The 26,299-nt window shown below is 48.9% G+C and carries 24 protein-coding genes and 1 pseudogene; 22 read left to right on the top strand and 3 right to left on the bottom strand.

The window, feature by feature from the left end:
- Window positions 1-195 precede the first annotated feature (195 nt).
- The 8 genes from PHQ97_14190 (at window position 196) to PHQ97_14225 (ending at window position 8,000) form a co-directional block, all read left to right on the top strand.
- A complete protein-coding gene (locus PHQ97_14190; GenBank protein ID MDD4393885.1) occupies window positions 196-807 on the top strand; it encodes a TetR/AcrR family transcriptional regulator in 612 nt (203 codons plus the stop codon).
- A gap of 120 nt (window positions 808-927) precedes the next feature.
- A complete protein-coding gene (locus tag PHQ97_14195; protein ID MDD4393886.1) occupies window positions 928-1,833 on the top strand; it encodes an IS110 family transposase in 906 nt (301 codons plus the stop codon).
- A gap of 449 nt (window positions 1,834-2,282) precedes the next feature.
- Complete coding sequence (locus PHQ97_14200) at window positions 2,283-2,510, top strand: hypothetical protein (protein MDD4393887.1); 228 nt, start codon at window positions 2,283-2,285, stop codon at window positions 2,508-2,510.
- Window positions 2,511-2,576: 66 nt separating this feature from the next.
- Window positions 2,577-3,197 (top strand): SH3 domain-containing protein, encoded by a 621-nt coding sequence (locus PHQ97_14205; GenBank protein ID MDD4393888.1) that lies wholly within the window; start codon window positions 2,577-2,579, stop codon window positions 3,195-3,197.
- Between the two features lie 1,065 nt (window positions 3,198-4,262).
- On the top strand, window positions 4,263-5,411 hold the full coding sequence (locus PHQ97_14210) for an ABC transporter ATP-binding protein (GenBank protein ID MDD4393889.1): 1,149 nt from the start codon (window positions 4,263-4,265) through the stop codon (window positions 5,409-5,411).
- Window positions 5,408-6,076 carry an ABC transporter permease gene (locus PHQ97_14215; GenBank protein MDD4393890.1) on the top strand — a complete coding sequence of 223 codons (669 nt, stop codon included), beginning with the start codon at window positions 5,408-5,410 and terminating at the stop codon, window positions 6,074-6,076. Before PHQ97_14210 ends, PHQ97_14215 begins: the two co-directional genes overlap by 4 nt.
- Window positions 6,073-6,804 carry an ABC transporter permease gene (locus PHQ97_14220; protein MDD4393891.1) on the top strand — a complete coding sequence of 244 codons (732 nt, stop codon included), beginning with the start codon at window positions 6,073-6,075 and terminating at the stop codon, window positions 6,802-6,804. The genes PHQ97_14215 and PHQ97_14220 overlap by 4 nt, the downstream gene beginning before the upstream one ends.
- Before the next feature lie 284 nt (window positions 6,805-7,088).
- Window positions 7,089-8,000, top strand: a complete 912-nt coding sequence (locus PHQ97_14225) for a glycine betaine ABC transporter substrate-binding protein (protein MDD4393892.1) — start codon at window positions 7,089-7,091, stop codon at window positions 7,998-8,000.
- A 747-nt stretch (window positions 8,001-8,747) separates the two neighbouring features.
- Here PHQ97_14225 and PHQ97_14230 read toward each other — a convergent pair.
- Window positions 8,748-9,257 (bottom strand): annotated as a pseudogene (locus PHQ97_14230) (methyl-accepting chemotaxis protein).
- An 821-nt stretch (window positions 9,258-10,078) separates the two neighbouring features.
- On the opposite strand from PHQ97_14230, the gene PHQ97_14235 reads away from it, so the two are divergent.
- The 14 genes from PHQ97_14235 to PHQ97_14300 all read left to right on the top strand — a co-directional run bounded on the left by PHQ97_14235 (window position 10,079) and on the right by PHQ97_14300 (window position 23,891).
- Window positions 10,079-10,690, top strand: coding sequence for a hypothetical protein (locus PHQ97_14235; GenBank protein ID MDD4393893.1), 612 nt, complete (start codon window positions 10,079-10,081; stop codon window positions 10,688-10,690).
- Window positions 10,687-11,535, top strand: a complete 849-nt coding sequence (locus PHQ97_14240) for a hypothetical protein (protein ID MDD4393894.1) — start codon at window positions 10,687-10,689, stop codon at window positions 11,533-11,535. The genes PHQ97_14235 and PHQ97_14240 overlap by 4 nt, the downstream gene beginning before the upstream one ends.
- Window positions 11,532-13,514 (top strand): TonB-dependent receptor, encoded by a 1,983-nt coding sequence (locus PHQ97_14245; GenBank protein MDD4393895.1) that lies wholly within the window; start codon window positions 11,532-11,534, stop codon window positions 13,512-13,514. The genes PHQ97_14240 and PHQ97_14245 overlap by 4 nt, the downstream gene beginning before the upstream one ends.
- Window positions 13,515-13,662: 148 nt before the next feature.
- Window positions 13,663-14,736 (top strand): ABC transporter substrate-binding protein, encoded by a 1,074-nt coding sequence (locus tag PHQ97_14250; GenBank protein ID MDD4393896.1) that lies wholly within the window; start codon window positions 13,663-13,665, stop codon window positions 14,734-14,736.
- A gap of 58 nt (window positions 14,737-14,794) precedes the next feature.
- Window positions 14,795-15,856 carry an iron ABC transporter permease gene (locus PHQ97_14255; protein ID MDD4393897.1) on the top strand — a complete coding sequence of 354 codons (1,062 nt, stop codon included), beginning with the start codon at window positions 14,795-14,797 and terminating at the stop codon, window positions 15,854-15,856.
- Complete coding sequence (locus tag PHQ97_14260) at window positions 15,853-16,668, top strand: ABC transporter ATP-binding protein (protein MDD4393898.1); 816 nt, start codon at window positions 15,853-15,855, stop codon at window positions 16,666-16,668. Before PHQ97_14255 ends, PHQ97_14260 begins: the two co-directional genes overlap by 4 nt.
- Window positions 16,665-17,255, top strand: coding sequence for a nucleoside-triphosphatase (locus tag PHQ97_14265; GenBank protein ID MDD4393899.1), 591 nt, complete (start codon window positions 16,665-16,667; stop codon window positions 17,253-17,255). Before PHQ97_14260 ends, PHQ97_14265 begins: the two co-directional genes overlap by 4 nt.
- A 63-nt stretch (window positions 17,256-17,318) precedes the next feature.
- Window positions 17,319-18,047 (top strand): DUF364 domain-containing protein, encoded by a 729-nt coding sequence (locus tag PHQ97_14270; GenBank protein MDD4393900.1) that lies wholly within the window; start codon window positions 17,319-17,321, stop codon window positions 18,045-18,047.
- A 16-nt stretch (window positions 18,048-18,063) separates the two neighbouring features.
- Window positions 18,064-19,806 (top strand): hypothetical protein, encoded by a 1,743-nt coding sequence (locus PHQ97_14275; protein MDD4393901.1) that lies wholly within the window; start codon window positions 18,064-18,066, stop codon window positions 19,804-19,806.
- 61 nt (window positions 19,807-19,867) lie between these two features.
- Entirely contained in the window at window positions 19,868-20,488 is a 621-nt protein-coding gene (locus PHQ97_14280) for a MotA/TolQ/ExbB proton channel family protein (protein ID MDD4393902.1), read from the top strand.
- A gap of 72 nt (window positions 20,489-20,560) precedes the next feature.
- Entirely contained in the window at window positions 20,561-20,971 is a 411-nt protein-coding gene (locus tag PHQ97_14285) for a biopolymer transporter ExbD (protein MDD4393903.1), read from the top strand.
- A 6-nt stretch (window positions 20,972-20,977) separates the two neighbouring features.
- The gene (locus PHQ97_14290; GenBank protein MDD4393904.1) at window positions 20,978-21,688 is read left to right on the top strand and encodes an energy transducer TonB; all 711 of its coding nucleotides are present in this window, start codon (window positions 20,978-20,980) and stop codon (window positions 21,686-21,688) included.
- 946 nt (window positions 21,689-22,634) lie between these two features.
- Window positions 22,635-23,210, top strand: coding sequence for a rubrerythrin family protein (locus PHQ97_14295; GenBank protein MDD4393905.1), 576 nt, complete (start codon window positions 22,635-22,637; stop codon window positions 23,208-23,210).
- A gap of 21 nt (window positions 23,211-23,231) precedes the next feature.
- Entirely contained in the window at window positions 23,232-23,891 is a 660-nt protein-coding gene (locus PHQ97_14300; GenBank protein MDD4393906.1) for an NAD(P)/FAD-dependent oxidoreductase, read from the top strand.
- A 288-nt stretch (window positions 23,892-24,179) separates the two neighbouring features.
- Here PHQ97_14300 and PHQ97_14305 read toward each other — a convergent pair whose 3' ends face one another.
- Both PHQ97_14305 and PHQ97_14310 read right to left on the bottom strand, forming a co-directional pair.
- The gene (locus tag PHQ97_14305; protein MDD4393907.1) at window positions 24,180-24,425 is read right to left on the bottom strand and encodes a hypothetical protein; all 246 of its coding nucleotides are present in this window, start codon (window positions 24,423-24,425) and stop codon (window positions 24,180-24,182) included.
- A gap of 1,352 nt (window positions 24,426-25,777) precedes the next feature.
- Window positions 25,778-26,164 carry an adenylate/guanylate cyclase domain-containing protein gene (locus PHQ97_14310; protein ID MDD4393908.1) on the bottom strand — a complete coding sequence of 129 codons (387 nt, stop codon included), beginning with the start codon at window positions 26,162-26,164 and terminating at the stop codon, window positions 25,778-25,780.
- Window positions 26,165-26,299 lie beyond the last annotated feature (135 nt).

Genomic DNA, 26,299 nt, shown 5'->3' on the forward strand with positions numbered 1-26,299 from the left:
CGCTTTATGCCGCCCGACAAGGGCTCATCAGCATCCGCCTGGATAAACTCGGTAACCAGATTCAGCTCTATGCGGTATTGGGCGGCGGCGGCGATGCACCCAGGCAGGTCAGCGAGGGGAACGCTTCTTGAACAGGGACCTGCCGTCAGTATGTGAATCGCCGTATGAAAAGACGACGGCAAAGAGGAGAAATCGTTGCTGGAAATTCCGGTGAAAAAAAAGATCGTGAAAGAACGTTTGCTGGCAGAAGCCGAAATTCTGTTTGCGTTAAAAGGGTTTTACGAAACCCGTATTCACGAGATTACAGGGGCGGCGGGTTGCAATGCATCAGCGATCAATTACTACTTTGGCAGCAAGGAGATGCTGTTTTTAAAAGTATTTCAGAAACGCTGGCGGGAAAAATTAATCGATGTTCGAAAAGCCCTCGAAAAAACGTTTGCAACGCAGGCGGCTGTCTCCCCGGACGGACTGACCCCGCCGCCGGATGTGGTTAAAAGTGTGACGACGTTTTTTGAACGTCAAACATCAGACGATGACATGGGGGCATTCCTATTCGACCTGATGCCGATCACCAGGAAACTGACGGGCAACGGCCAGGGGGACCGCCAGCGAGGGCGGATATTCAGCTCCCTGGTCGAAGAGTTCAAGGACGTCCTGCGCCCCTTCATGCCGGTGTCGTATACCGAGTCAATTTTGATGCAAACGGCCCTCAAAATTATGGTCCATATTCTTTTTTCCGGATATGTGGATATGCTAACAATTCAGACGGCAAATATGGACGTCAACACTGAAGCCATCTTCGTCTGAAAAGGAAGGGGTCAAGTCTCCGTTTGACTTTTATGACAGCTATAAGAGTCAAACGGAGACTTGATATCCATATAAAGGGCGGTCAGAGCATGAAGCCTTCTGCAGAATTCTCTGCAACTGGTGCTTGATTGCCTTGAACCTTACAAAAAGGATCTTCAAGGCGTCGTCGTAGAATCCACCTACAACTGGTATTGGCTTGTGGATGGATTGCAGGATCATGGTTATAAGATTCTTCTTGCCAATCCTGCGGCAATTAAACAGTACGAAGGGATAAAGTATAGCGATGACAAGTGGGATGCACTGTGGCTGGCCCATATGCTCAAGCTGGGTATTTTGCCACAAGGCTATATTTATCCCAAAGAAACCCGTCCCATGAGAGACATGCTTCGGCGAAGAATGTTGTTTGTCAGACAGAGAACCGCAGATATCCTCAGTTTTCAAAGCATGATTACCAGAAATACAGGGGGCCGAATATCCGTAAACAATATCAAAAAACTGACCGAGGAAAGCCTGGGGCAGTTATTTTCTGATCCGGACCTTTTCTTTTTGGCTCAAAGGTACCTCAGCATTATTGAGCTGTTATCACAACAGGTCAAAATGATAGAAAAACAGGCAATGGGCACTATCGGTTTATCAGAACGGTTTAAGTGGTTGTCCACCATTACCGGGGTAGGCAAAATTCTGGCAATGACCATCATGATGGAGGTGGGCGACATTGCCAGGTTTGAAAAAGTGGGCAACTACTGTTCCTATTGTCGATGTGTCAGTTCCGAACGGATTTCCAACGGGAAGAAAAAGGGAGTCGGGAACAAAAAGAACGGCAATAAATATTTATCCTGGGCTTATGTGGAGGCGGCCAATTTCTGTATAAGGCACAATGCCCAAGCCGAGAGATTCTATCAGAGAAAAAAGGCGAAAAGCAATGGGATTGTAGCCATCAAAGCCTTGAGCAACAAACTGGCCAGGGCTTCTTACTACATCATGCGCGATCAGGTTCCGTTTAACAGTCAGATGCTTTTTGCCTGACAGTTAGGGTGCGGTGGGGAACCATCAATGGGGTTGGCATAACCATCAGATTTGATTGGAAACCGCCGCATCCGCCACAGTTTATCGGCAGGTTTTTGCTTTAGTACTCTGATTTGCCTGTGCCGTGAGTCTATTCGGGGTTGGTTAAAAACCATAAGAATTGTGATCCAATCACTTGAACACGGTACGGAACCGACAGATTTCTGGGGTCGATAAAGACCAGGGGCCGGTGTATCGTGTAGAAATCGTACAATACACCTAAGGCCTTGATCCAGATGGGTGACTGGTGCGGATCAGCTATCGGCTGGACGTAACCAACGAAAAGAAACAGCGGGAGCAGACAGTAGACAAAAGTAAGGCCGTGCCGGATAGTCGTTTAGAAATCAAGCAAAAAAGTTCTACTATTTTGCATGGAGAGGTGTTTTTTTTCTTGATTAACCCTTTAATGGGTGACCCCTTTTTTTGCCCAGGACGGCGGCAGGAAACATCAGGGTCCACCGCCGGAAGCCTATACCGTCTGTGAAGGAAAGTCTGAAGGGGATACGGCATCGTTTGAAACCCCCAACGGCGATACGGTAACCGGAATCTGTGTTCTGGACAGGAGTGGCGATCGACTGGTTCTTCGCCCGGACAATCCTCCGCCTGAGCATGAAAAACCAAGCGATACCGATGATTAGATCGGTTGTTAAGGAGCAAGCATCCATTCAGTTAATCAGAGTCTGAACGAACTTGAGGGAATGATCATGACAGAGATAAAAAAACATTTAAAAAAGATCATTGGTGTTTTGATTGTTCTGGGAATCATGGGCTCGGGAGAGCGTGCATTCGCAGGCCCTCCAGCAGGTCATTTTCACGGATTTTTACATGGACCGGGCGCGTTGTTTGAACTCATTATTGTCGGAACCGAGCATCTGTTTTTCAGGGCCGGCGAATTCTACCATAGAGGACCGGCCGGGTATGTGCCGATCGCAGCCCCTGAAGGGGCAGTCATCCCGATGCTTCCTCCCGGATACGGCATCAGGATTGTCGATGATGCAAAATATTACTATCTCAACGGCGTCTATTATGTGCGGGTGCCTGACGGCTATATGGTTGTGGCACCACCTGTATTAACATCCGCCGGGGAAACCGAAGATGCTAAAATCGTAAGATTCAAAAGCGAAGTATCCGTGGGCGTGGACATACTCAATGTGAGATCCGGGCCAGGTATGGAATTCGATGTGGCGGCCCTGGCATACCAGGGTGAAATACTCAAAACATACCATGAATCCGCCGGCTGGCTTTATGTGGAGCTTCCGTCCGGTAAACTGGGATGGGTTGACAAAAAATTTACCGAGGCACTGAACCGGGTGCCGTCAGGGTGAGATGGCCCCCCTGTCCAATGGTGGATTCAGCAGGGTCAGAACTCTTGACTTAGGAAAAGCCAAAGTTGATATTCGGCAGCATAGTATCACTGTATAATTAATATATTACTTCTGCTATGGAAAACAGGAAGTGACGTTTGGCCGTTTTTAAACTCCAGATGGTGTCAGGAAAAAATGTCGATACGAATTCAAGCGCACTGACTTATGGGCGTTTTAGCGTCTAATATTCGTTTTTTCCTGACACCTTCATAACAAATCCAAGTGCGCAGGTGTCACTGAATCTTCTCAGAGGCAAGGAGTCCTGAGGGTGGACAATCCACTGTTTTTTAACACTATTTGATCTGATTAATCTCAATTTTAATTGATTGTTTTTCAGAAAATCAACACGAAAAAAAAGTCATAATAAAAGCCATAAACTGGGCTTGATTATAACTGCGGCCATATTCTCTTACGTGTGGTTTCGAAGTCCCGGCCGTACGCCGGAAACGGCCGGGACGGTCCTCACGACGTTATGGCCGCAGTTATGATCAAGCCCCATAAATTTGAAAAATGGACTTGGGGTCAAACCTCCCCAGCCCTTCCCCAGCCCTTTCATGCCCCAGCCCCCGATGAGCGCCATATTCATGAGGCAGCGTTAAACAAGAGAAACAATCCAACAAACACAATCGCAGATGGTGAGAAGACGACACAATTGGATAAGGCCGTACCGATAAAGACCGTTTTGTCAAAGAAGGATCAAAAAATTTTCAGGACCGAGAATGGGCACTCAAAAACTCGTCGGAGGGCCTGAGAATTTTTTGCAGGCATAACCGATAACCCGATAATTTTGTTATTGTTTAGGCGACAACTTGCTTGACATCTATCGCTTGCGGGGTGTTAATAAAGAATATATATAAAGAAAACCTATATCAAGAACCTGCATGCGCAACTAACCAGAACACTCTCCCTGAAAACGCCGAGAAGGCTCCTTCGCTGATCAATGGTGTGAAACTGAAGGATCGCGATAAGCGTTATACCAATACCCTGAAACAGAGATGACCAGTTCAGAGAATAAGGAGGTCTCCAATGATAACTTATGAATCTGTAACAAAAATATTTGGTAAGGGAATCAATACCGTTACCGCCCTTGATAATGTAAGCTTCACCATTCCGAAGGGCGAAGTAGTGGTGTTTCTCGGCCCCTCGGGATGCGGCAAAACGACTACCCTGCGCCTTACCAACAGACTGGAGACACTTACCCGGGGGGTCATAACCATAGAAGATCAGAATATTATGGACATCGATGTCGTCCAACTCAGGCAGCGCCTGGGATATGTCATTCAGGCCATCGGGCTCTTCCCAAACAAAACTATAGCCGAAAACATCGCCGTTGTACCCAAACTTCTACGGTGGGACGAAGAACGTATCAGTAAGCGCATTGATGAGCTGCTAGAAATGACTAATCTGGATCCTGAACGGTACAGGGACCGTTACCCCGCAGAACTCTCCGGGGGGCAGCAACAGCGAGTGGGGGTCGCTCGGGGACTTGCCGCAGATCCCAACATACTTCTCATGGATGAGCCCTTCGGTGCGATAGACCCCATAAACAGAGAAGAAATTCAAGATGAGTTCCTCAAGCTTCAGGCAAAGCTGAAGAAGACCGTGGCCTTTGTCTCTCATGACATACACGAAGCCATAAAGATGGGCGATCGCATTGCCATCTTCGACAAGGGACGCCTGATACAGTACGACACACCCGAGATCATTCTGACCCAGCCCAAAACCAAATTTGTCTCCGACTTCGTGGGTGCCGACAGGGCACTGAAAGTCCTTGGACTCATGCGGGTAAGTGATATTATCAACCGAAAGCCGAAAAACATCATCCAGGGATCCGACCGTTCCCAGGAAGCATTACATTTTCTGAACACAAAGGAATCCCGCTACGGCATAGTGATCGAACGAAACAAACCGATAGGCTTCGTTACGCAGAAATCTCTCAAGTATGAAGAAGGGCCGGTACGGGACGTGGTGGAACCATATCCCATTTTCCTGAGTGAAAAAACACCACTCAGGGATGTCCTCTCCTCTATGCTTATGTTTAATACCCCAACCTTCTGCGTTGTGGACGAAGACAAAAACTTTGCCGGAACGGTAACCTACAACGACATACAGAAAGCGGTAAAAGCAAGTTACGCTGATGAAGCAGAAAATGTTGAAACCGAGGTAATTTCATGAGTACACTTCAATTCATAGTGGATAACTTTAACGAGGTTATGTATCTCTCCTGGGAGCATGTATGGATTGTAGGGATGGCGCTCCTTATAGCCACACCAATCGGGGTGGTTCTGGGTATCGTCATTACGAAGCACGAGCAGTTTGCTTCCAGGATTTTGAATGGTGCCAACATACTTATGACCATCCCCTCCCTTGCCCTGTTTGGGCTGATGCTCCCCATCCTTTCGATATTTAATATGGGCCTGGGAAAAGTTCCTGCTGTCATCGCACTGGTTCTTTACAGCCAGCTCCCTATCATCAGAAATACCTATACGGCTATAAAGAATGTTCCTCCTTCTCTGGTGGACGCAGCCAGAGGTATGGGCATGAATAAGTGGAAACTTTTGCGAGAGCTGGAAATCCCGCTGGCCACACCCGTTATTATTGCGGGGTTGAGGACGGCTGCCGTTATGAATATAGGCGTTGCAGCTATCGCCACTTATATCGGAGCCGGAGGACTGGGGGTGTATATTCAGCAGGGTATTGCCCGCGTATATCCGGAGATGATACTGAGCGGCGCCATACTTGTCTCTCTTCTGGCCATAATCGTAGACGGCGGGATGGCTCTGCTGGAAAGGATTGCGACGCCAGAAGGCATCAGAGTACAAAGGAAGCTTTCGCGATGAACAGACTATTTTCAAAATCATACAGGATTATCATTGCGGTTATCATACTGATTGCGGGTGTAACGTTTGAGCGAACGGGTCTTATAGAATTACTTTCTGATCCATACGAATATCCCGTTATCATGGAATTGGTCATCCAGCATCTGTACATGGTGACCTTAAGTATGATCTTTGCCACGATCATAGGCATAACAGCGGGTATTGTGCTGACCAGACATCGGTTTCGCAGGTACGCCGGGATCTGCATGTATATTATCGGACTGGGACAAACCATCCCCTCCCTTGCCGTTCTCGCGCTGGCCATGAGTTTCCTGGGTATCGGCATGAAGCCGGCGGTATTCGCGCTGACCATTTATTCCATACTTCCCATCGCGAGAAATACGCTTGCCGGGATTACCGCGGTACCCCCGGAACTAATAGATGCCGGAAAAGGCCTGGGAATGCCGCCGATGAAGATTCTCATGGAGGTGGAGATACCCAATGCCATGAAGGTGATTCTCACGGGATTCAGGATAGCCCTGATAATCAATATCGGTACGGCCGCGCTTGCCTATATCATCGGGGCAGGAGGCCTGGGAGACCTCATATTCACAGGAATAAATCTTATGCAGACGGACAAGCTTCTGGCCGGTGCTATTCCGGTAACGCTACTGGCACTTTTCGCGGATTTTCTGTCTGAACTACTAGGGCTGTCCCTGATCTCAAGGGGGCTGCGTCTTTCCGAGTAGGAAAGGGGTGTTTTTTTGATTTTCCGCACAAAAATGAACGCTTAATCAGGGGCTCGGGCAAGAAAATGCAACATATTTTTTATTCACATACTCAAACATTGATGAACTCGTAAAAAGTACCCACCCCCGTCATTCCCTCGTAGGCGAGAATCCAGAGCATACTGAAATAACTTAATTTTTTATTTCATGTGAATGGCAAATGAGGGATAGACATGACTTTTTACAAGGCCATCAAACATTAGAACTCTCTGGCATTCAGTCAAGAGCCTAAAAGGAGGTATAACATGAAAACGATATTTAAACTTGTTCTTCCGGCAATATTTATTTTGACGTTACTTTTACCAGGCAGCGTCTTTGCCAAGGATAAAAGCCTGATAGTGGGCGGCAAAGACTATACGGAGCAGCTCCTTCTTCCGGAACTTGCCAGCATCCTTCTCGAACAGGCAGGGTTCGATGTTACGCTGAAGACAGGGGTCGGGTCGGTGATCGCCAGAAAATCACTGGAGAATGCCCAGTTTGACCTCTATTATGAGTATACGGGCACAGCATACACTCTGTATTACAAGCAGAAAGATACAAAAACAATGACCGTTCCGGAGAAGGTTTACGACTGGGTCAAACAAGCCGATTCCGAGAAGGGTCTAGTCTGGCTTGATCCTGTCAAATTCAACAATACCTATACCCTGATGATGAGTAAGACAGAAGCGGAGAAACTCGGAATCAAGAGTATCTCCGATCTGGGAGTCTACGTCACTAAAAATCCGGACAAACTGATATTCGCTCTGGATTCGGAATTCTGGGAACGCCCTGACGGATTTAAAGGCATTATGAAAATGTATAATTTCAGACTTCCGCCCAAACAGGTCAAAAAAATGTCTGTGGGTCTTACCTACCAGGCATTGAAAGAAGGGCTGGTCAATTCAGCTATGGGTTTTTCTACCGATGGCAGAATCGCGGCCTTCGGCTTTATAAACCTTGAAGACGACAAGTCTTTCTTCCCCGTGTACAATCCCGTACCCGTTGTCCGAAAGGAAATCCTTGATAAGTATCCGGAGATCAAATCCATATTAGAACCGCTTGCGGATAACCTGACCACGGAAGCGATGCAGCGGCTCAATATGGCCGTGGACGTAGACCACAAAGCGGTTCACGATGTGGCCATGGATTGGCTCAAGAGTAAAAATCTGATCAAATAGGATTACCCCGCAGATCTCCGAAGGGGGGAAGGCATTTTCTTCCCCCCCTTCTTTCCCGGGCGAAAAGGGGTCGGGCCGAAAGCGCCGATTCAAACCGGTAAGAGATAGAAAAGGAAAGAGTCTTAGGGCTCGCTCAGAAATAAGTTCGCAATTTTAAATGTTGAGGCGCCTGTCTGGCAAGACACGAAAGTGCAGGAATATCAAGCATATTCCGAGCTTTCGTAACGCAGCCAGGCAGGATGCATCGGCGCTTAAAATGGGAAGTTATTTTTGAGTGAGCCCTTATGGTAGAAGAGCGAATCACACCAGCCTCGAGTCATGCGGCAATTGCAGTAATGCAGTGCGGAAGCGTTGACAGAGGAAAGCGCAGGCGGGCTATTGAGCTCCGAAATCACCAGCTCTCCGGGTGCCGGCCACGTGGTCCGATGAGGAAGGCAATACGTTCTGTGGCGCTATAACGCGAGTCACTGAACGACCGGCGGAGTTTTAGAACCTGTGGCATGTGTGGACAGGGGGGCGACCCCGTAAAAGCTGAACGAACGTCGCCCCCTGGAGGATAAAATCATCTTGAATATCAATCGGTGCCGGCTGTTTTTGCACCAGCCGGTTTTTTCATCAGATGGCAGCCCCGATGTTCGACGACTATCCGATCAGCTTCTTTTGATCGGATGGGTTCCTGGACAACTCAACCGTTTTTTTCGAATTTATCCCGGTATCTTTCAGCCTTTGGATTCACCCTTTGGCAACGCCGTTCACAACCGTCACCCGGCAGGCGACCAGTTCCTTCAACGGTTCGGCCCGGGCGGTCATCTCCTCGGACGCAGCCGCGGATTCTTCAGCGCTCGATGCGTTGCCCTGGACAACCTTATCCATTTTGCCAACTGCTGTATTGACCTGTTGAATGCCCTGAGACTGTTCGTTTGACGCAGTCGCTATTTCGGCAATCAGGTTTCCGACTTTTTGGGAACTGCCGCCCACCTTTCTGAATGCATTATTGGTTTTATTGACCAGTTCCGAGCCTGTATGAACCTTTTTGACCGTGCCTTCGATCAGGTCGGCGGTATCTTTCCCAGCCGCCGCCGATCGCAGGGACAGGTTCCGGACCCCACCGGCCACCACGGCAAAACCGGCGCCTGCCTCCTCGACCGCTGCATTCAGGGCCAGGAGATTGGTCTGGAACGCAATCTCATCGATGGGTTTGATGATTTTCTGAGTTTTCTCATTGGCTTGAGCAATTTCATCAATGGATACGGTCAACGCCCGCATGGGGCTTGATCATAACTGCGGCCACAATGCCACGAGGTCCGTCCCGCCCATTGCCGGCTTCTCCAGCACGATCCGGGGGATGCCGCGCCCATGAAGCTAAAGCGCAAAAACTCGGTACGCCTCAAACAGTTTCAACGATTCGGTTCTGGCAATATCTGATGCCTTCCAGACAACGAATGCTATTCGTTACGACAAAAGCGACCGTAACGATGGAACACATGAAAATAATCATGCGGGCTCTCAACTTTAAGTGCTTTAACATTGTTGAATGTTCTTCTAGTCCAGAAGATTTTACAGTTTACCGGTTTTGATTCAACGCAGAGGGATTGTTCCGAACGAAATAAAGCAAACATGGGCAAAAAACAATCTGATTACCACTTATTCACCAATGGCGGTGACGCATACCCGTTCGTACAGAAAGCTCCACGGCGGAGTTGAGAAAAAAGACCCTGATGAGACAGACTTATTGTTTTCAACATTATCGGTTATTATTCGTCTTTATTGGTTTTTATTAGTATTTATAAAGCATAATCATGATTTTATATTGACAAATTATAACCTAAATGGTTAGACACGGCGTATTAAATAATTTTGAATTGCGGCCGATTTCGTCTGCTTCCCGATACGATTTTCCGGAAACATCGTCCGCTTGGCTACGGCTTTTTAAAGAATTGTTTTTTAATATGCAATTGGTAATTTTTTTTTATTTGACGATCGCTTGCTTTTTTCTGTCACTGTTTTTTCTGTATATAAAGAAATTTACAGCAGAAAAATATTGCTTACAAGCAGGTTGTATATTTTGTGCGTTGCCCTTGGCTACGCTTTTGGTTGCCAAGGGTAATCTACCTGTTTTTGGAGATTTCGAATCCCTGGTCTTCGTCACGTTTATTCTATGCATTCTTGTCGCATTTTGTTCTCCTCGTCTTGATTCCGGTACATCCGTCCGATGGTGGGGCTATGTTTTTATTCTGATCTTATTACTGTTTTCTCTTCATTACCCCAAAGGCCCTTCTCCCGATGAACACAATCATCATTATATCTGGGTAATCCTCTTTCACTGCTTTCGGCGGCTCGCTCTGGCAACCATGCTGTTTTCATCCTGTTTTTACATTCAATATCGAAAAGACAGGCGCCGGGGCATCACTGTCGCGATATTCAATCATCAGGGCAGAAATTATCTGCTTCTTTCTGCCGTATGTTTTCTTAGTTCAGAATATTCCGGAATGATCTGGTGCCAGAACGGATGGGGAGACTTCTGGCATTGGAGCAACGCTTTTTTTCAATCCACACTGGTGCTGCTCTATCTAATGACGGCATTTCACATTCCCGGCAAAAACGGAGATTTTGACAGGGCCCGTTCTCTGTTCGGCTGTCTGAGCGGCCCTTTCTTTCTGGCCATGATGATGATCCGGAGCCTGATATGAAAAAACTGATCGAATACCTGTCATCCCTTCAATTCTGTCTCTGGCTCCTGATTATCCTGTTCGGATGGTTTACATGGGCGATCGTTCTGGCAACCGCTACAGAGCATTCCGAAACATTTCGCCAGATGAACAATCATCTGTTACTGAACTGGCTCTCGATCTCGCATGGAAAAGCACCTCTGATCCGTTTCTGGTTTTTCGGGTTGTGTGCGGTCATGGCGGCTCTGGGTATCAACCTGATATTCTGCACCTGGAATAAATTTCTCAAAATGACCGTTAAACGCATGAATCGGTCAGCCATACTCATGCTGATGATTCATATCGTATTCGGCCTGGTCATTCTGGGTCATTTCGGCAGTCTGGTTTTTGGATTCAGATATTCAAACGTCCGGTTGCAGCAAGGGGAATCCTTTACATTCGGAAATGGATACCGGGTAATCGCCGATCAAATTCATTTTGTAAATGATGCCAGTGTGCTTTCAAAACCGCTTAAAGCCATGAGATCGGGCGAATTCAGCTTCGAGTCAAATTCTGTTCAGATATCCGTATACCGGAATGAGCATTTTTTGAAATCGGGTCGGCTGTTTTTTCTCAAACCGTTTGTTTTGGACAACATCCAGTTTACCTTGAGAAATTTTACTCCACCCGTTTCAACCGGCAAAACCGGTCAAAATCAGCCATCCGCTGGAACTGTTCTGTTTATTTCCCAAAATCCCGTTAAAAGTTTTGTTTTCGGATTGTTTCCTCTCATGATTATCGGAATTACTGCCTACCTGATGATGACCTGGAAACAGCCCGGTCTTTTTAAACATGTTTCAAAATCAGCAGGAGGAAATGCGAAATGAGAGGCAAATCATTTTTATGGGCACTGTCTCTGGCCCTTGTATGTTCATGGGGAGCGACAGCACTGGCTCAGGACACATTGATCGCGTCGGATTCAGCCAAAACGTTTGATATTGGCGAAGTCGTCGTGGAAGGCAAAGGGGAAACCATCACCCAGGTGTCGACGGTTGAAACCATCGGCCAGGAACGTATCAATCTGATCAACGCCAAAAACATTTCAGATGCTCTGGATTCCCTGCCGGGCGTCAATGTGTCGGTTGGCGCTAAAAACGAGCGGAATATCAACATCCGGGGGTTTAATGAACGTTACATTCCGACATTTCTTGACGGGATTCCCATTTACATCCCCAACGACGGGTATGTGGACACCGGCAACCTTCCCACCGGCAACCTGTCGAAGATCACGTTGACCAAGGGCATCAGTTCGGTGCTCTACGGCCCCAACACCATGGGCGGAGTGATCAACATTATTACCATGAAGCCGGAAAAACCCATCGAAGGGGACATTGAAGCCGGTTACGCAGAACAAAATGCATATCACATGAACTTTAACCTGGGCTCCAGGCTGGAAAAATTTTATTTCACTTTAAACGGCTCATTCCAGGATTCGGACGGCTATCGGCTCTCAGACGATTTTGACGCAAACACTATTGAAGATGGCGGGCTTCGGGACAACTCCGATGTCTGGCAGGAAAGCGGGGCATTTAAAATCGGTTTTACGCCCACTGAAAACCAGGAATACGTATTTGGTTACAACACCGTATCCATGGAAAAGGGATTCCCGCCCTCGACATCGACGGCTGACAGAACACGATACTGGCGGTTTGCCGACTGGGACAAGGATACCTATTATCTGATCGGCAACATCGACTTCACGGAAAAGCTGAGCGTCAAACTCAGGGGATTCCACGACACATACTACAATGTGCTCGACTCTTATGATAACGATACCTACACCACTCAGAACAAAGGGTATGCTTTCCACAGCACCTATGATGATTACAGCAACGGCGGCTCCCTGACGTTGCGATCCCGTCACATCGACAACCACACCCTGAGCACCGCTTTCCATTACAAGAAGGACGTTCACGAAGAACAGGACTCCAGTGGCGCGGCCTGGGAACGATACGAAACCGAGATGTACTCTGCCGGTCTGGAAGATGACATCAAATTCAACGACCGGCTCTCAATGGTACTGGGTGTCGGCTATGATCTGCAAAGCCCGAAATTTGCCGCCGGCGAGACGCTTCGGGATGATGAAGAGGCCTTCAATCCGCAGGCGGGATTATACCTGACGGTACTCGAAGATACCGCGCTGCATGCATCCCTCGGTCAGAAAACGCGATTCCCGACCATGAATGAACTGTATTCGGGACTGCTGGGTAGAAACACCCCCAACCCCGATCTGGCCAAGGAGAAAGCGACCAATTACGAAGTCGGCGTCGAAAAGCCCCTGCCGGGGGATTCTTTGCTTCAGGCAAACCTGTTCTTGTCGGATATTGAAGATAAAATTGTTAATAAAACGCTTTCCGACGGTACCGATCAATACCAGAATATCGGAAAAGCCCGTTACCAGGGATTGGAACTCACATTCAGATCCGGATTTATTCCGAATAACGATCTGGAGCTCAATTACACCTACCTGGATGCCGAAAACCGCTCGGATGACCGCACCAGCGATAAACTGGAAGATGTCTCCGAACATAAGGTCTATGTAAGTGATCTGTATGCATTCACTGACTGGCTGTCGATATTTGCCAAGGTGCAATGGAACTCCGAACGATACGAAGAAAACGACGCCGGCCAGTTTGATTCTCTCGGCGGATTCTGGACCGCGGATGCCAAAATCATGGTCAAACCCGCGGACTTTCTGACCTTTGAAGCCGGGGTGAAAAACCTTTTTGATGAAGATTACCAGTTCAGTAACGGATATCCCAGAGAAGGAAGTACGTTTTTTGCACAGATGCGTGCAACGTTCTGATTTCCTGCCTCCGTTTGGAACCGGCTTTTCCCGTCCGCATTACGGAAAGCCGGTTCCGACTCCTCCGGCAAACGCGTTTTAAATTGATGTCCTGTTTTTTGAGAAGATATTGAACTTTTTTTGTAAACTATAACGGGTCAGTCTGAACATGATGCTTCAAAAAACAATCCATAAATCAGTCAAACAGAATATTCGGGCATTACTGTTCGTGATCCTGAGTGTCAGTTTTTTTGCATGTTCTTTTCCTGTCCATGCGTCCGCCTACAGCCAGACCCCCATCGTGGATATGGCCGGCCGGGAAGTAACCGTTTCCGGCCGGGCGGAACGCATCATTACCACTTTCAAACCGGCAACACTCAGCGTGCTGTCTCTGGGCCTGGCCGATCGTCTGGTTGCGGTTGACAGTCATTCTCCCGGGGTGGAAATAAACACGGCGGTATATCCGGCCATGAGAGCCCTTCCGAAAATCGGCAACCGCTCCATGGGTATGAACCTGGAGACCATTATATCGCTGAAACCGGATCTGGTACTTCTTTACGCCCAAAAAGACGGCGTGATCACAGCCGACCGACTGTCCCGTTCCGGTATCCCGGCAGTTATTATCCTGCCGGAAAGTATGGCCAGCATCAAGGCAGCGCTCCGGATTATCGCTCAGGCGGCAGGTTGCCCGGAGCGAGCAGACACGGTCATCCAGGCCATTGATCATGTCATGAGCGTTGTCAGCGCCCGAACCGGCGGACTGCCGGATCAACAACGCAAAACGGTTTATTATGCCGGCCCCGAAGGGTTCTTCAGCACCGCCTCCGGCAACATGCTTCAAAATGAAATGATTTCACTGGCAGGCGGAATCAATGCGGGTCATGCCCTGACCGGTTTTTTTAAATCCATATCACCGGAACAGTTTGTTCAATGGAACCCGGATGCGGTGTTTGTCTGCCGGGAGATTCGTTCATCTGCCGGAAAATATCTTAAAAAACCGGAACTGGCTGAGGTAAACGCGGTCAAAGGCAAACAATTTTTCTGTGTTCCATCCAGCAACGCACCATGGGATTTTCCATCACCCCTATCCGCCCTTGGGGTACTCTGGGCGGCAAAGCGCCTTTATCCGGACCGATTCACGGATGTGGATTTAATCAAAGAAATCGATCGATTTCATGAAATTCTGTTTTCCAGATCCTTTACGGAGCTGGGAGGACGGCTGGCCGACACCATCCAGCCGTAATTTTTAAAACCTTAGGGCCATCACGCGCCTGCATGAGGCCTTTCTTTATTGAGAGTTTATGAAAAAAAGTCCGGTCTGCGATCCAGAACCCGCTGTAAATATCGTTCACAATACGCGTTATACGACGGGTCTGCTGATGTTTTTGCTAGTGGGACTGTTTTTCTTTTCGTTGATGGTCGGACGGCTGGAGATCCGGTTGAGTGAAATCTGGACATTTGTCTGCGCATCTCTGTTCGGAACACCGGTTCCTCCGGAGCTGTCGTCCAAGGCTTTAGTCTTTACCCTGATCCGTTTTCCCAGATGCCTGCTGGCGGTTTTTGTCGGGATGGGAATGTCGATTTCCGGAGCCGTCTATCAGGGCCTGTTCAGAAACCCACTGGTATCTCCCGATATTTTAGGCGTTTCCGCGGGATGTACATTTGGTGCTGCGCTGGGTCTGATTCTGCCCGGGGACTCCTTCATGCTGGTCAGGGTGCTATCCTTTGTTTTCGGACTGGCGGCCGTATTCCTGGCCCTCGGCATCGCGCGGATGATCGCCGTCAGCCCTATCCTGGTGCTGGTGCTGGCCGGACTGGTGGTCACGTCGGTATTCAGTGCTTTTCTCATGATACTGAAATACGTTTCAGACCCGTATAATGATCTGCCGGCCATCGTGTTCTGGATCATGGGAAGTTTGAACCGGGTGGAATGGAATGATCTGTATATCATCATGCCGGTGATCGGTGGCGGTCTGATTCTGATTCATATCCTCCGGTACCGGCTGAACGTGCTGTCTCTGGGAGATCTTCAGACCCGGTCTCTGGGCATGAATCCGACCGTGTACCGGATCATTTTCATCATGCTCAGCTCGCTGATGGTCGCGGTTACCGTATCCACCTGCGGGCAGGTATGCTGGATCGGGCTGGTGATCCCCCACATCGCACGGACCCTGGTCGGACCGAATCATTCAAAAATGATTCCGGTCACCCTGTTGATCGGCGGTATTTTTATGCTGGCGGCGGACATGCTTGCCCGATCGATCACCGCTGCGGAACTGCCGGTCAGTATCATCACCGCTTTGACCGGCGCGCCGCTGTTTGTGTATCTGCTGTACAAAAACCGCGGGAGCGGATGGATATGACACTCATCTGCCGGTCCGTGGCGTTCAGCTACAATGCCCGCAGCGTCCTGGATGATATCAGCTTTCAGGTGGAAAAGGGGGTTTTCTGCGCAATTCTGGGGCGAAACGGTTCCGGCAAAACCACTCTGCTGCATTGTCTGAACGGCATTTTGAAACCGGCGTGCGGAAACATTTTTGTGGATGGACTGGATCTGGGCCGTATTTCTCAGGCACAAATTGCCCGACATGTCAGCATGGTGCCGCAGGAGCATACGGATATTTTTCCATTCAGCGTCATTGATTGCATTGTCATGGGGCGGACGCCGTTTTTGAAAATGACCCAAAGCCCGGGGCCGGCAGAATACCGCATGGCCATGGATGCGTTGCACACCCTGAATGCCGAATATCTGGCCGAACGAAATTACAACCAGATTTCCGGAGGCGAGCGGCAGATCGCCCTTCTGGCGAGGGCGCTGCTTCAGAGTTCTGCCACCATTCTGCTGGATGAACCGACCAATCATCTGGATTTTAACAACCAGTATCGGATGTTGAGCCGAATGAAACGTCTTTGCAGAAAGCACAACACACGAATTATCGCATCCATGCATGACCCGAATCTGGCCATGATGTTTTCCGATCAGGTGGTGATGCTGAAACAAGGACGCATTATTGCACAGGGAAAAACAAAAACGGTCATGACCGAATCCAGCGTCGGAGAGCTGTATGATACAGAGACGCAAAAAATTGGTTTGCCCGATTCGGTAAATATATTTTTGCCGGCCGATATTGTCCGGGAAAATGTCCTGTCGAAAAATGAGGACCCGTTGCCGTGAGCATCACAGATGGTTTCTGCCCCCGAATGATCATCGTTACAGCAGACCCCCAGAGCGGAAAATCCACGCTGATAGAAATGCTGATTCCGGCTTTGCGGCAACAAAACGTTAAAGTGGCCGGCATTCTGGCAAAAGGGTTGTGGAAAAACGGAATTCGCAGCGGATTTCATCTGATCGATCTGAAATGCAACCAAAGCGTACCGCTGGCCCGGCGGATAAAAACATGTGGGCCATCTTCAGTTTCGTTTGAATTTTTCCCGGCCGGCATACAGGCCGGCCAGCGCGCCCTTTCCAAAGCGTCCTGTGCCAATGCTGACGTTGTAATCGTGGATGAAGTCGGTCGGCTGGAAACGGCCGGAAAGGGCTGGGCCCCTTTTCTGACGCCGCTGTTGGGCCTGGACAATATGGTCCACATATGGGTGATTCGAACCAAACTGGTGGATATTGCCTGCAGACACTGGAATCTGGATCGACCGTATATCGTACGGGCGGATGAGCCGGGTGCGCTGGACGATCTTATACGTTTCATATTGGAAGCATTAAAGGAAATATCTCACGAAAAGTCGCAAAGCCCGCAAAGGGTTTAAGCTTTTTTGCGCCTTGCGTGAAAACGGTTTTGACAAACGGTTTAATGATTGGAGGAAAATATCATGCAACAACTGGACATATTAAACACAATATTGGCCGAACTCGATCATGTACCGGATCACCCGGTAACGGATGTCGTTTTAGGCAAGCATATTGCCGGCGTTGAAAGCCAGAAATTGGGAATTGCCACATGGGCGATCGGCAAACATCCGGCGGCGGCCGGCCAGCTGCCGAAAAAAAAGCTGCCCGAATCGGCCAAAGAACTGGCCCGGTTCCTGTTGAGCGATGATCCCATGGAGGCCTCTCTGGGATTGGCGGCCGTCAACTCGCTGCTGCCCGATCCACCCGCCGACGAACTGATCCCCCGTAATGCGTCGGAACTGATTCTCGAATACGGACAGGGGAAAAATGTTGCCGTTATCGGGCATTTTCCTTTCGTGGAAGACATGGCCGATAAATTTTCCCGGTTCTGGGTACTCGAAAAAGATCCCCAAAAAGGAGACACGGATGCCGGTCAATCACCGGAGGTGCTTCCACAGGCCGATGTCGTGGCAATCACCGCCGTTACGCTTTCCAATGGAACCCTGGGAGGCATTCTTACGCACATCTCTGCGGATGCCGTCAAAATTCTGGTCGGACCCAGCACCCCGATGGCGCGTGTCTTGTTTAAAATGGGCTTCTGCGCTCTGGCAGGAAGCATTGTTAACGATACGCCGACCGCTAAACTGTGTATCGCCTCGGGCTGCTCGTTTCGAATGGTAAAAGGCGTTACGCATGTCCTCTGGGGCTGAAAAAGGTCTTTTTATAATGAATTATCATCGGCCATTTAAGGCAATCGCCACGGCTTTATTTATAATTTTAATGATGCCGGGGGCTGTACAAGCCGAGCGACGCATCGAAAAAGACCGAAATCATGACGGGCACATCGATCAGGTCGCCACCGTCGATATTGCCGGAAAACTGCTTCAACTCGAACTTGACAGCGATTACGACCAGGTCATGGACCAAATTCAGTATTATGACCAGGGCGTCCTGACCCGGATGGAAAAAGATATCGATGCGAACGGTTCCGTGGACAGCCGCGATTTTTTCAAAGACGGAAAACGCTGCCGGCATGAAAATTATGCGCCCTCCGGAAAGATCGAACGGATGATCCTGTTTGACGAAAACGAACAGCCCCGACGCATTGAAAAAGATACCACCGGCGACGGAAGCACGGATACGGTCTATCTTCTGGAAAACGGCAAGCCCACGCTTTGCACACAGGATACGGATGCAGACGGCGCTCCGGATATCCGTCAGACCTATCAAAATGGCATCCCTGACCGGCGTGAAGTCGACGACGACGGCAACGGGCAGCCGGAAAGCGTCATTGACTACGATGCAACCGGACTTCCTGTCAAAAGCCGTCACGATCTGGACGGGGACGGTCGAATGGAAGTGGTCCGGATCTATGAAAAAGGGATTCTGACTGAACAGAAAAAGGATTCGATTGGCAACGGCCGCTTTGACAGGCTCACCCGGTTCCAGAATGGGCACACGATAAGCCGGGACGAAGATTGCAACGGAGACGGCCGTTTTGACATTCATACCCGGTTTACGAATGACCAGCCCGCTATCCGGGAAAAAGATACGAATTTTGACGGAAAAATGGATTGTTTTATCCGGTTTGATGCCGGTGGCCTTTCTGAGGAAATACGGGAAGACACCCGATACACCGGGACTATCGACAGAATCCGGACATTTGCCGGCGGATGCCCGCTTCGGGTGGAATCCGATGATGATGGTGACGGATTCCGGGAATCCATATCTTTGTATAAAAAATCCAAGCTGTATCTTCAAACCCGGGATAACGATCAAAACGGCACCCCGGACATTGCCATATATTTTACCAATGAAAAGCGCCAGCGCGTGGAATCGGATACAAACCTGGACGGCGCGGTGGATACCCGGCAATTTTATGACGAAAATGAAACCATCCTCCGTCTGGAAAAAGATCAGAACCATGACGGCAGCGTCGATCTGAAGGTTTTCTACGCAAACGGAAATCAATCGAAAATTCTGGAAGATAAAGATCATGACGGTAAATTCGAAATCACTCAATGGCTTCAAAAACCGGATGGATCAACCGTTATCGAACTGGATTCGGACCTCGACGGACGTCCCGAATATCGGCGTTGTTTCCGCGATCAACACCTGAGCCTGGAACAAACCGACCGAAACGCTGACGGCATCATGGACCTGGAAGAGTTCTACGACGCCGGGGGAAATCTGACAAAAAGCAGAGAAGATGAAGGCCTGACCGGCCGGCTGAATCTGACCTGGTATTACAACAGCGACAAACAGGCAGACCGGGCTGAAAAAGACGTTGATGGCGACGGAAAACCGGATGTCTGGTTTTATTATACAAACAATCGAATCCATAAGGTTGAGGAAGATACGAACAAAGACGGAAGGCCGGACCTGTGGGAAGAATATGATGAATCGGAGGCGTTGGTCAAACGATCGAAGGATCTTAATTTTGACGGGCTGCCCGATACGGAAGAATGACCGGCTTTGTCTTATTTCAAGCATTCGTTTTTTTTTGAAACATATATCGGAGGTGTGACACATGATCGAATTTCTCTCCAAAGGCGGGGTTCTGGTAACCCCCATTTTGCTTTGTTCGGTGCTGGCGCTGGCCATTTTTATAGAACGGCTCATCCGGTTTTTTTCCCTGTCCGGAAAAGAAGCAGGGCTTGCCGACCGCATCGCTGAAAATCTGATCAGCGGGCAGGATGAAAAAGCCTTTGAAACGGCATCCGCCGGTAAATCCCCTATGGGACGCGTCCTGTCGCAGGCCCTCGAGGTCAGGCATCAGGATCGTGAAACCCTTGAAACCGTGATATCGCATGCGGTGGATGAAGAGGTCAGGGGAATTTCAAGCTACCTGCCGGCGCTGGCAACCATCGGAAACATTGCGCCCATGCTCGGGCTGCTGGGGACCGTTGTCGGCATGATCAAGGCATTTATGGTCATCCAGCAGATGGGGGGCAAAGTCAATGCCGCGGTGCTGGCAGGCGGAATATGGGAAGCCATGCTGACAACGGCGCTGGGGCTGGCGGTGGCCCTCCCTACCCTGATCGCTCACAGCTACCTGATCTCCCGGGTGGATAAATTCGAAGCCGGACTGCAGCGGGGATCGATCACATTTCTCAAGGCCATTTACCAGAAACGCCAGTCCTGTGACTGACCCGATCGGCCCGGGCGCCTTCTGCCCGGTCGAATATCTCTTAACCGCTTATTTATATACAGGAATCAAGACATGTTAAAATTCAGGAACCATCGACGAGACAGTCATGTTCAGATCCCCCTGACGTCACTGATCGATATTGTATTCCTGCTGCTGATTTATTTTCTCCTGACCACGAACTTCATGGTGGACGAAGGCATCAAAATCAAACTGCCTCAGGCCCAGGCGTCTGCCCCGCAGATCCAAAAAGAAATCACCATTTACGTAGACAGGGAGGGAAGCGCCTTTCTGGAAAACAACCAACTGCCTCCGGACCGTTTGTTTGACCGGCTCAGAGAACTTATCGGAAGCCACACGGAAAAACTGGTTGTGGTCAAGGCGGATCGATCGGTTGTTCTTAACAAAGCGGTCAAGGTCATGGATATTGCAAAAGCAGCCGGCGCGCAGCGGCTTTGTCTGGCAACGGAAAAAGGATTTTTATAAATCGACATGATGCAAATTACATCCCATCGTAAAGCCAAACCCAACTGGCTGCTGAGAGGATTGATTATTCCCTCTGTCTGTCTTCACCTGCTGATTTTTTCCCATATCACAGGCCTGTATCACTCAGATACGATCAGTTGCATCGAGTTGACCCTGAAAAATATATCAAAGCCGGAGGCCCGCAGCATTCCACGGCCGAGGCATCGCCCGGACCCCAAAATCCGCCCGGCTACGGTCGAACAGCTGAAAATGAATCGAAGTGTTCCACACAGAATTGAACCGATCCATGCAGAGCCCGCGAACAAGACAGCACCCGACAGCCTTGTGGAAGCCCTATCCCCTGAAAATCCGGTTTCCGGTCTTCCGGGGCTTCAGGTCGGGCAGTGGCAGGCCGGGCCCGTTGTCTCAGCCCCTGATTTCGGGACCGCGGAGGATTATTTCGACATGGTGCGGCTGAGAATCGAACAATACAAGAAATATCCGGAATCCGCCCAGAATCGTCACATCCAGGGACGCGTCACAGTGGAATTTGTCATCGAACCTGACGGAACAGTTTCATCGGCACACATCAAAAAAAGCTCCCGCCACGACAGCCTCAATGAGGCAGCGCTCCGGGCCATCAAAAAAGCAGCCCCGTTTCCGATACCCCCGTCATACATTTTCACACAAGGGCAACCCATCCGGCTGGTATTGGCCGTGGTGTTTGAACTGACATGATAAAAATGCGGCAAAATGTGAGGTGAACTTGAGGGGGGTATCGTTTTTCCGAGAGATAAGACGTGATGACTCACCGAGAACAAGTGGGATTCTAAATTTTGATGGGTCAGTTTTGATGGGTCAGGGTTGACAGACGATCGATAAAATCATTTCGATCCATATCGTTATAAAATATAGGCTCGATCATAACTGCGGCCGGCAATGCCACGGGGTCCGTCCCGCCATTGCCGGCTTCTCCAGCACGATCCGGGGGATGCCGGGCCCATGTCGTACGCCGGCAACGGGCGGGACTCAGAGGCTACGCACGGCAAAATATGGCCGCAGTTATGATCAAGCCCTAAAATATTTTTCTTCGCTCAATACCCCGACGCATGACACAGCGCAACACGCCGGAGGCATCTGATTTTGCTATCCCCGGCATCACCTGCTGTTTTTATATTGGATATTAAATCTAAGGCGCTTTGGGCACAGACCTGATTCGCTTTGGCCATCGGTAGTTGAAAGTAACTATAACGCAACCAAATTACAGATAAAATCTTACTCTCAGCCGTTTCTTCAGCCATGGGATCTTGTGCCAAATCGTGAAAAGATATTTAATGTTATCATTAATTCTGATAATAACCTTGACTTTGATGCAGATATCCGCACGGGTTCGGATGCGGCACAAATGCCGATATGATCTGCAGGCCATGATTGAACCCGGATTGGGAAAAGGTAAAATCACGGTTTGCAACCATCAGGAAAAATACCCACAGCCGTGATTCCCGCACAGGCGGGAATCCAGAACACATCGAAACAACTGAACCTGGAGGCACTTGCGGTTCGAACAGACAATTTCGGGATAATCACTTTCCGGGGGCAGCGTCTGCGGAAATAATTTATAGATTTCAAATGGATTAGCGCTGGTAATTTTCTGATAAGAAGAAATTGAAAAAAGGAGCTTGATATGGCAACAGTAAAAGGAAGCCGGACGGAAAAAAACATCCTGACCGCATTTGCAGGAGAATCTCAGGCAAGAAACCGCTATACGTTTTTTGCAAGCAAGGCCAAAAAAGAAGGTTATGTCCAGATATCTTTCATTTTTGAGGAAACAGCCAACCAGGAAAAAGAACATGCCAAACGGCTTTTTAAATATCTGGAAGGTGGGGAAGTCGAAATTTCGGGAACCTTTCCGGCGGGTGTGATCGGTTCAACACTTGAAAATTTGAAGGCATCGGCTGCCGGTGAACATCATGAGCATACCATCATGTACCCTGAATTTGCAGCGACGGCCCGTGAAGAAGGATTTGATGAAATTGCTGCGGTACTGGAAAATATCGCCGTCGCTGAAAAACAGCATGAAAAAAGGTTTAATGCGCTTGCGGCCAATATCAAAGACGGCAGGGTTTTCAAGCGGGATCAACCGGTTATCTGGCGGTGCCGTAACTGCGGCTATGTTCATCAAAGCGATGCAGCCGCTGAAGTTTGCCCGGCATGTGCGCATCCGCAGGCATATTTTGAAATGATTGCTGAAAATTACTGATTTTTTGAAAGGATACATATTATGCTCAAAGACGGAGAAAAAGGCGCTGTAATCCAGCGGGATAAAGAGACATATGCCGTAGCGCCCCATGTTCCCTGTGGCGTTATCACCCCGGACCAACTGAGAAAACTTGCAGATGCAGCAGAAAAATATAATGCCGCAGCCGTCAAAATTACAAGTGCGGCCCGAATCGCCCTTGTTGGAATCAGGGAAGAGGATCTGGATAATATCTGGAAGGATCTGGAGATGCCTCCGGGGCATGCCGTCGGGCTCTGTGTGAGAAGTGTCAAGGCCTGCCCGGGCACCACATTCTGCAAGCGGGGACAGCAGGACAGTCTCGGGATGGGAATGAAGCTCGATGCGTTGTATCATGGGATGGAGCTGCCAAGTAAGACAAAATTCGGCGTCAGCGGCTGCAACAACCAGTGTGCTGAAAACTGTATCAAGGATATCTCCCTGGTCGGCAAAAAAAATGGCTGGGTTCTGATGGTAGGCGGAAAAGGCAGCGGAAAGCCAAGGCTTGCGGATATAATCGCCGAAGACCTGAATTCAGAGCAGGCCCTCGAATTGATCGGTAAGGTTGTCGCTTATTACAAAGAGAACGGGAATAAACTTGAACGTATCGGAAAGATGATTGACCGGCTGGGTCTTGATTCGCTGAAGGCCAGTGTGCTGTCGTAATTGTACAAACCGCCTGTTCGTGTTTTTTAAGAAGCAGTGGCCTTGATCATTATTTCTGCCAGGTAAAGATAAAATGGGACGGTATAGCAATTGATGATCCGGATGTTAACCGATACTTTCTGAAAGCCTCTTGAAAGAATACACCCCGGAAAGCCCCTTCACGGGCTTTGGTTTCTTTTCATTTTTCGATTGAAACAGGTGCCTGAACTTCTGGTAGTGCCGCAAGACAAACTCACGGGGTGCGGGGGGCAAACCTTGATCTGTGATTATAAGGATTTAAATCACAGATCAAGGTTTGACCCCGCCCCCTCTCTCGGATTTTTTATCATTCTCCGCTCTTTTATTTGACCTAAGCAGCGGGACAAGAAAAACCATACAGGCAATTAAAAAAATGACACTGCCTATAAATGTCAAAATATCATGATTTTTCATGCTTGATACGCCGTAAAAAATGGCACATATTATAAAAAGTATCCAACCCGTTAGCTGATACTTGATCTCCTGACCAATTTTATTTCCCAAGGTTTCTTTCATTTTATTTATAGTTTATTCCTTACTTTTTTATTAAAGCCATATCTCACGACAGGAACGCCGGTTACCCGGCGCCCCCCACACAGCCCCGGACGTTCGGGTTTCCCACATCCGGTTCTTCGATTTTACTCGTTTTCACGTAAAACATTTGCATCAGGAAAGCACTCGATGCCGTTTGGTCGATAAAAGCAATTTTGGGCTTGCAACCCGAGTCGTTCAATGGCGTTATGAAAAGCCTTCCAAGTAAAATGCTTCCGTTTCCTTCCTCGTCAATTCAGCCATTTGAATGCACATTCGACCCCCCAACGGTAAAAACGCCATAACGACCGAAAGATGCAGACCACGCTGTAATAGTTGTAGTGACCGCGAAGTCTTCTGTTCAAGACCGTTATGAATTTTATCTCTCTTCAATGACGATTTTGTTTGATTCAAGCCCTGATACGACGAGATGCGCCCTGCAATTTCTTGTGCACAGTCCGCTGCATGACGTACACCGGCAACGGCCGGGACTTTGAAACTACACGTAAGAGAATATGGCCGCAGTTATGATCAAGCCCGGCAACACATCAAAGCGGGGGGGATGAAACCTTGATTTTTATCGGCGATGAACTTGTCAGAGGCCTGCCTGAACACGTTCCATGGGCAGAGGTCAACGCGCAACGCACAGAATTTTTTAGAAAGCCATCGAAGATAGATACAAAAAATACGGTACAATGTCAATTACGTTGCCCGTCTGTCAGCAATTCTCGTGAATGCGTCTCATCCTTCGACAGGCCGTTAAAAACTCTCTTATGGCAATCCTGTAGACCAACAACGCTATTTGCTTGAATTAAATGTTATAAAGCTTTTTGGCAATACGTTCACTTTTTTTGAAGATGCCACAGAAAAAAAGTATTAGGAATCCTGCCGGATTTTTCCAGATTTTATAGGCGGAATTTGCTATAAACACAATATTCAGTTGGATTAAGACAGCCCTCGCATGCGCATCAGTAACCAGCCGGCTGATTTGCTAAGCCTTCAAAGACATTTCTTGTTTTTTTTTGTTTTTGCCTCTTTTCCATTTCGTATGGGTAAATGGCTAATGTGTAGGAAACGCTTTCTGGATAATTTTTTCCTGCACGCCAATAAATGAATCTGGAAACCACGGAACGGATTGTAAAATGAAAGATATAAACCATTGAGTACACGGAGCACACGGAAAGGGCATGAACCTTTTTCAGTGTGTTCCGTGTATTCAGTGGTGAAAAAATAAACGATTTAACGGTCGTATGCAATACCGGTTCAGCTGCCGGGATATTGGGTTTGATTCCCATATTCGTGAGCGGGTCGAACCCTGGCCGCATTGCGGAACAGCCTCAGCCCGCCACCTTATATGCATAAACCGGGTCGCTGATGCCTTTGATCTGAACCGGAGGCAGCGGCGTGACGTCGATTTGACCGGACAGCTGGTCACAGGTGCTCTGGCTGATCAGAATTTCTCCCTCTTTTGCCAGGCCTTGTAGTTTGGCGGCGATATTGACTGCCATGCCAATCGAGGTAAATTCCTTTTTGCGTATGGAGCCAATGATCCCGGAGAAAACCCTGCCGCTGGATATGCCGATGCCGATCCTCAGTTTTATTCCGTGACGGTTTTTCAGGGTGTCGTTGATTTCAACGGTCTTTCGCTGCATGGCAATAGCGGCCGTAACAGCCGACAGGGCATCGTTTTCCAGCGGGACTGGTGTGCCGAAGCCGACCATCATGCTGTCTCACCTCGATCATCGCCCACGCGAAACCTTACAACATCTATATCTTCGATGATATCGGCGTTGGATGGAACTCGCGGGCGTTCGCCTCGAAAGAGAACCGGGACAAGAACGACATCTTCCAGATCAACC

It is taken from the genome of Desulfobacterales bacterium, assembly GCA_028704555.1.
Lineage (GTDB): Bacteria > Desulfobacterota > Desulfobacteria > Desulfobacterales > JAQWFD01 > JAQWFD01.

Coding starts and splice junctions, on each gene's coding strand:
- PHQ97_14240 (MDD4393894.1), top strand. CDS start 10,687: ATGAAAAAACTGATCGAATACCTGTCATCCCTTCAATTCTGTCTCTGG.
- PHQ97_14310 (MDD4393908.1), bottom strand. CDS start 26,164: ATGATGGTCGGCTTCGGCACACCAGTCCCGCTGGAAAACGATGCCCTG.
- PHQ97_14275 (MDD4393901.1), top strand. CDS start 18,064: ATGAATTATCATCGGCCATTTAAGGCAATCGCCACGGCTTTATTTATA.
- PHQ97_14300 (MDD4393906.1), top strand. CDS start 23,232: ATGCTCAAAGACGGAGAAAAAGGCGCTGTAATCCAGCGGGATAAAGAG.
- PHQ97_14210 (MDD4393889.1), top strand. CDS start 4,263: ATGATAACTTATGAATCTGTAACAAAAATATTTGGTAAGGGAATCAAT.
- PHQ97_14295 (MDD4393905.1), top strand. CDS start 22,635: ATGGCAACAGTAAAAGGAAGCCGGACGGAAAAAAACATCCTGACCGCA.
- PHQ97_14250 (MDD4393896.1), top strand. CDS start 13,663: ATGATGCTTCAAAAAACAATCCATAAATCAGTCAAACAGAATATTCGG.
- PHQ97_14280 (MDD4393902.1), top strand. CDS start 19,868: ATGATCGAATTTCTCTCCAAAGGCGGGGTTCTGGTAACCCCCATTTTG.
- PHQ97_14255 (MDD4393897.1), top strand. CDS start 14,795: ATGAAAAAAAGTCCGGTCTGCGATCCAGAACCCGCTGTAAATATCGTT.
- PHQ97_14285 (MDD4393903.1), top strand. CDS start 20,561: ATGTTAAAATTCAGGAACCATCGACGAGACAGTCATGTTCAGATCCCC.
- PHQ97_14245 (MDD4393895.1), top strand. CDS start 11,532: ATGAGAGGCAAATCATTTTTATGGGCACTGTCTCTGGCCCTTGTATGT.
- PHQ97_14220 (MDD4393891.1), top strand. CDS start 6,073: ATGAACAGACTATTTTCAAAATCATACAGGATTATCATTGCGGTTATC.
- PHQ97_14205 (MDD4393888.1), top strand. CDS start 2,577: ATGACAGAGATAAAAAAACATTTAAAAAAGATCATTGGTGTTTTGATT.
- PHQ97_14260 (MDD4393898.1), top strand. CDS start 15,853: ATGACACTCATCTGCCGGTCCGTGGCGTTCAGCTACAATGCCCGCAGC.
- PHQ97_14290 (MDD4393904.1), top strand. CDS start 20,978: ATGATGCAAATTACATCCCATCGTAAAGCCAAACCCAACTGGCTGCTG.
- PHQ97_14305 (MDD4393907.1), bottom strand. CDS start 24,425: ATGAAAGAAACCTTGGGAAATAAAATTGGTCAGGAGATCAAGTATCAG.
- PHQ97_14225 (MDD4393892.1), top strand. CDS start 7,089: ATGAAAACGATATTTAAACTTGTTCTTCCGGCAATATTTATTTTGACG.
- PHQ97_14270 (MDD4393900.1), top strand. CDS start 17,319: ATGCAACAACTGGACATATTAAACACAATATTGGCCGAACTCGATCAT.
- PHQ97_14215 (MDD4393890.1), top strand. CDS start 5,408: ATGAGTACACTTCAATTCATAGTGGATAACTTTAACGAGGTTATGTAT.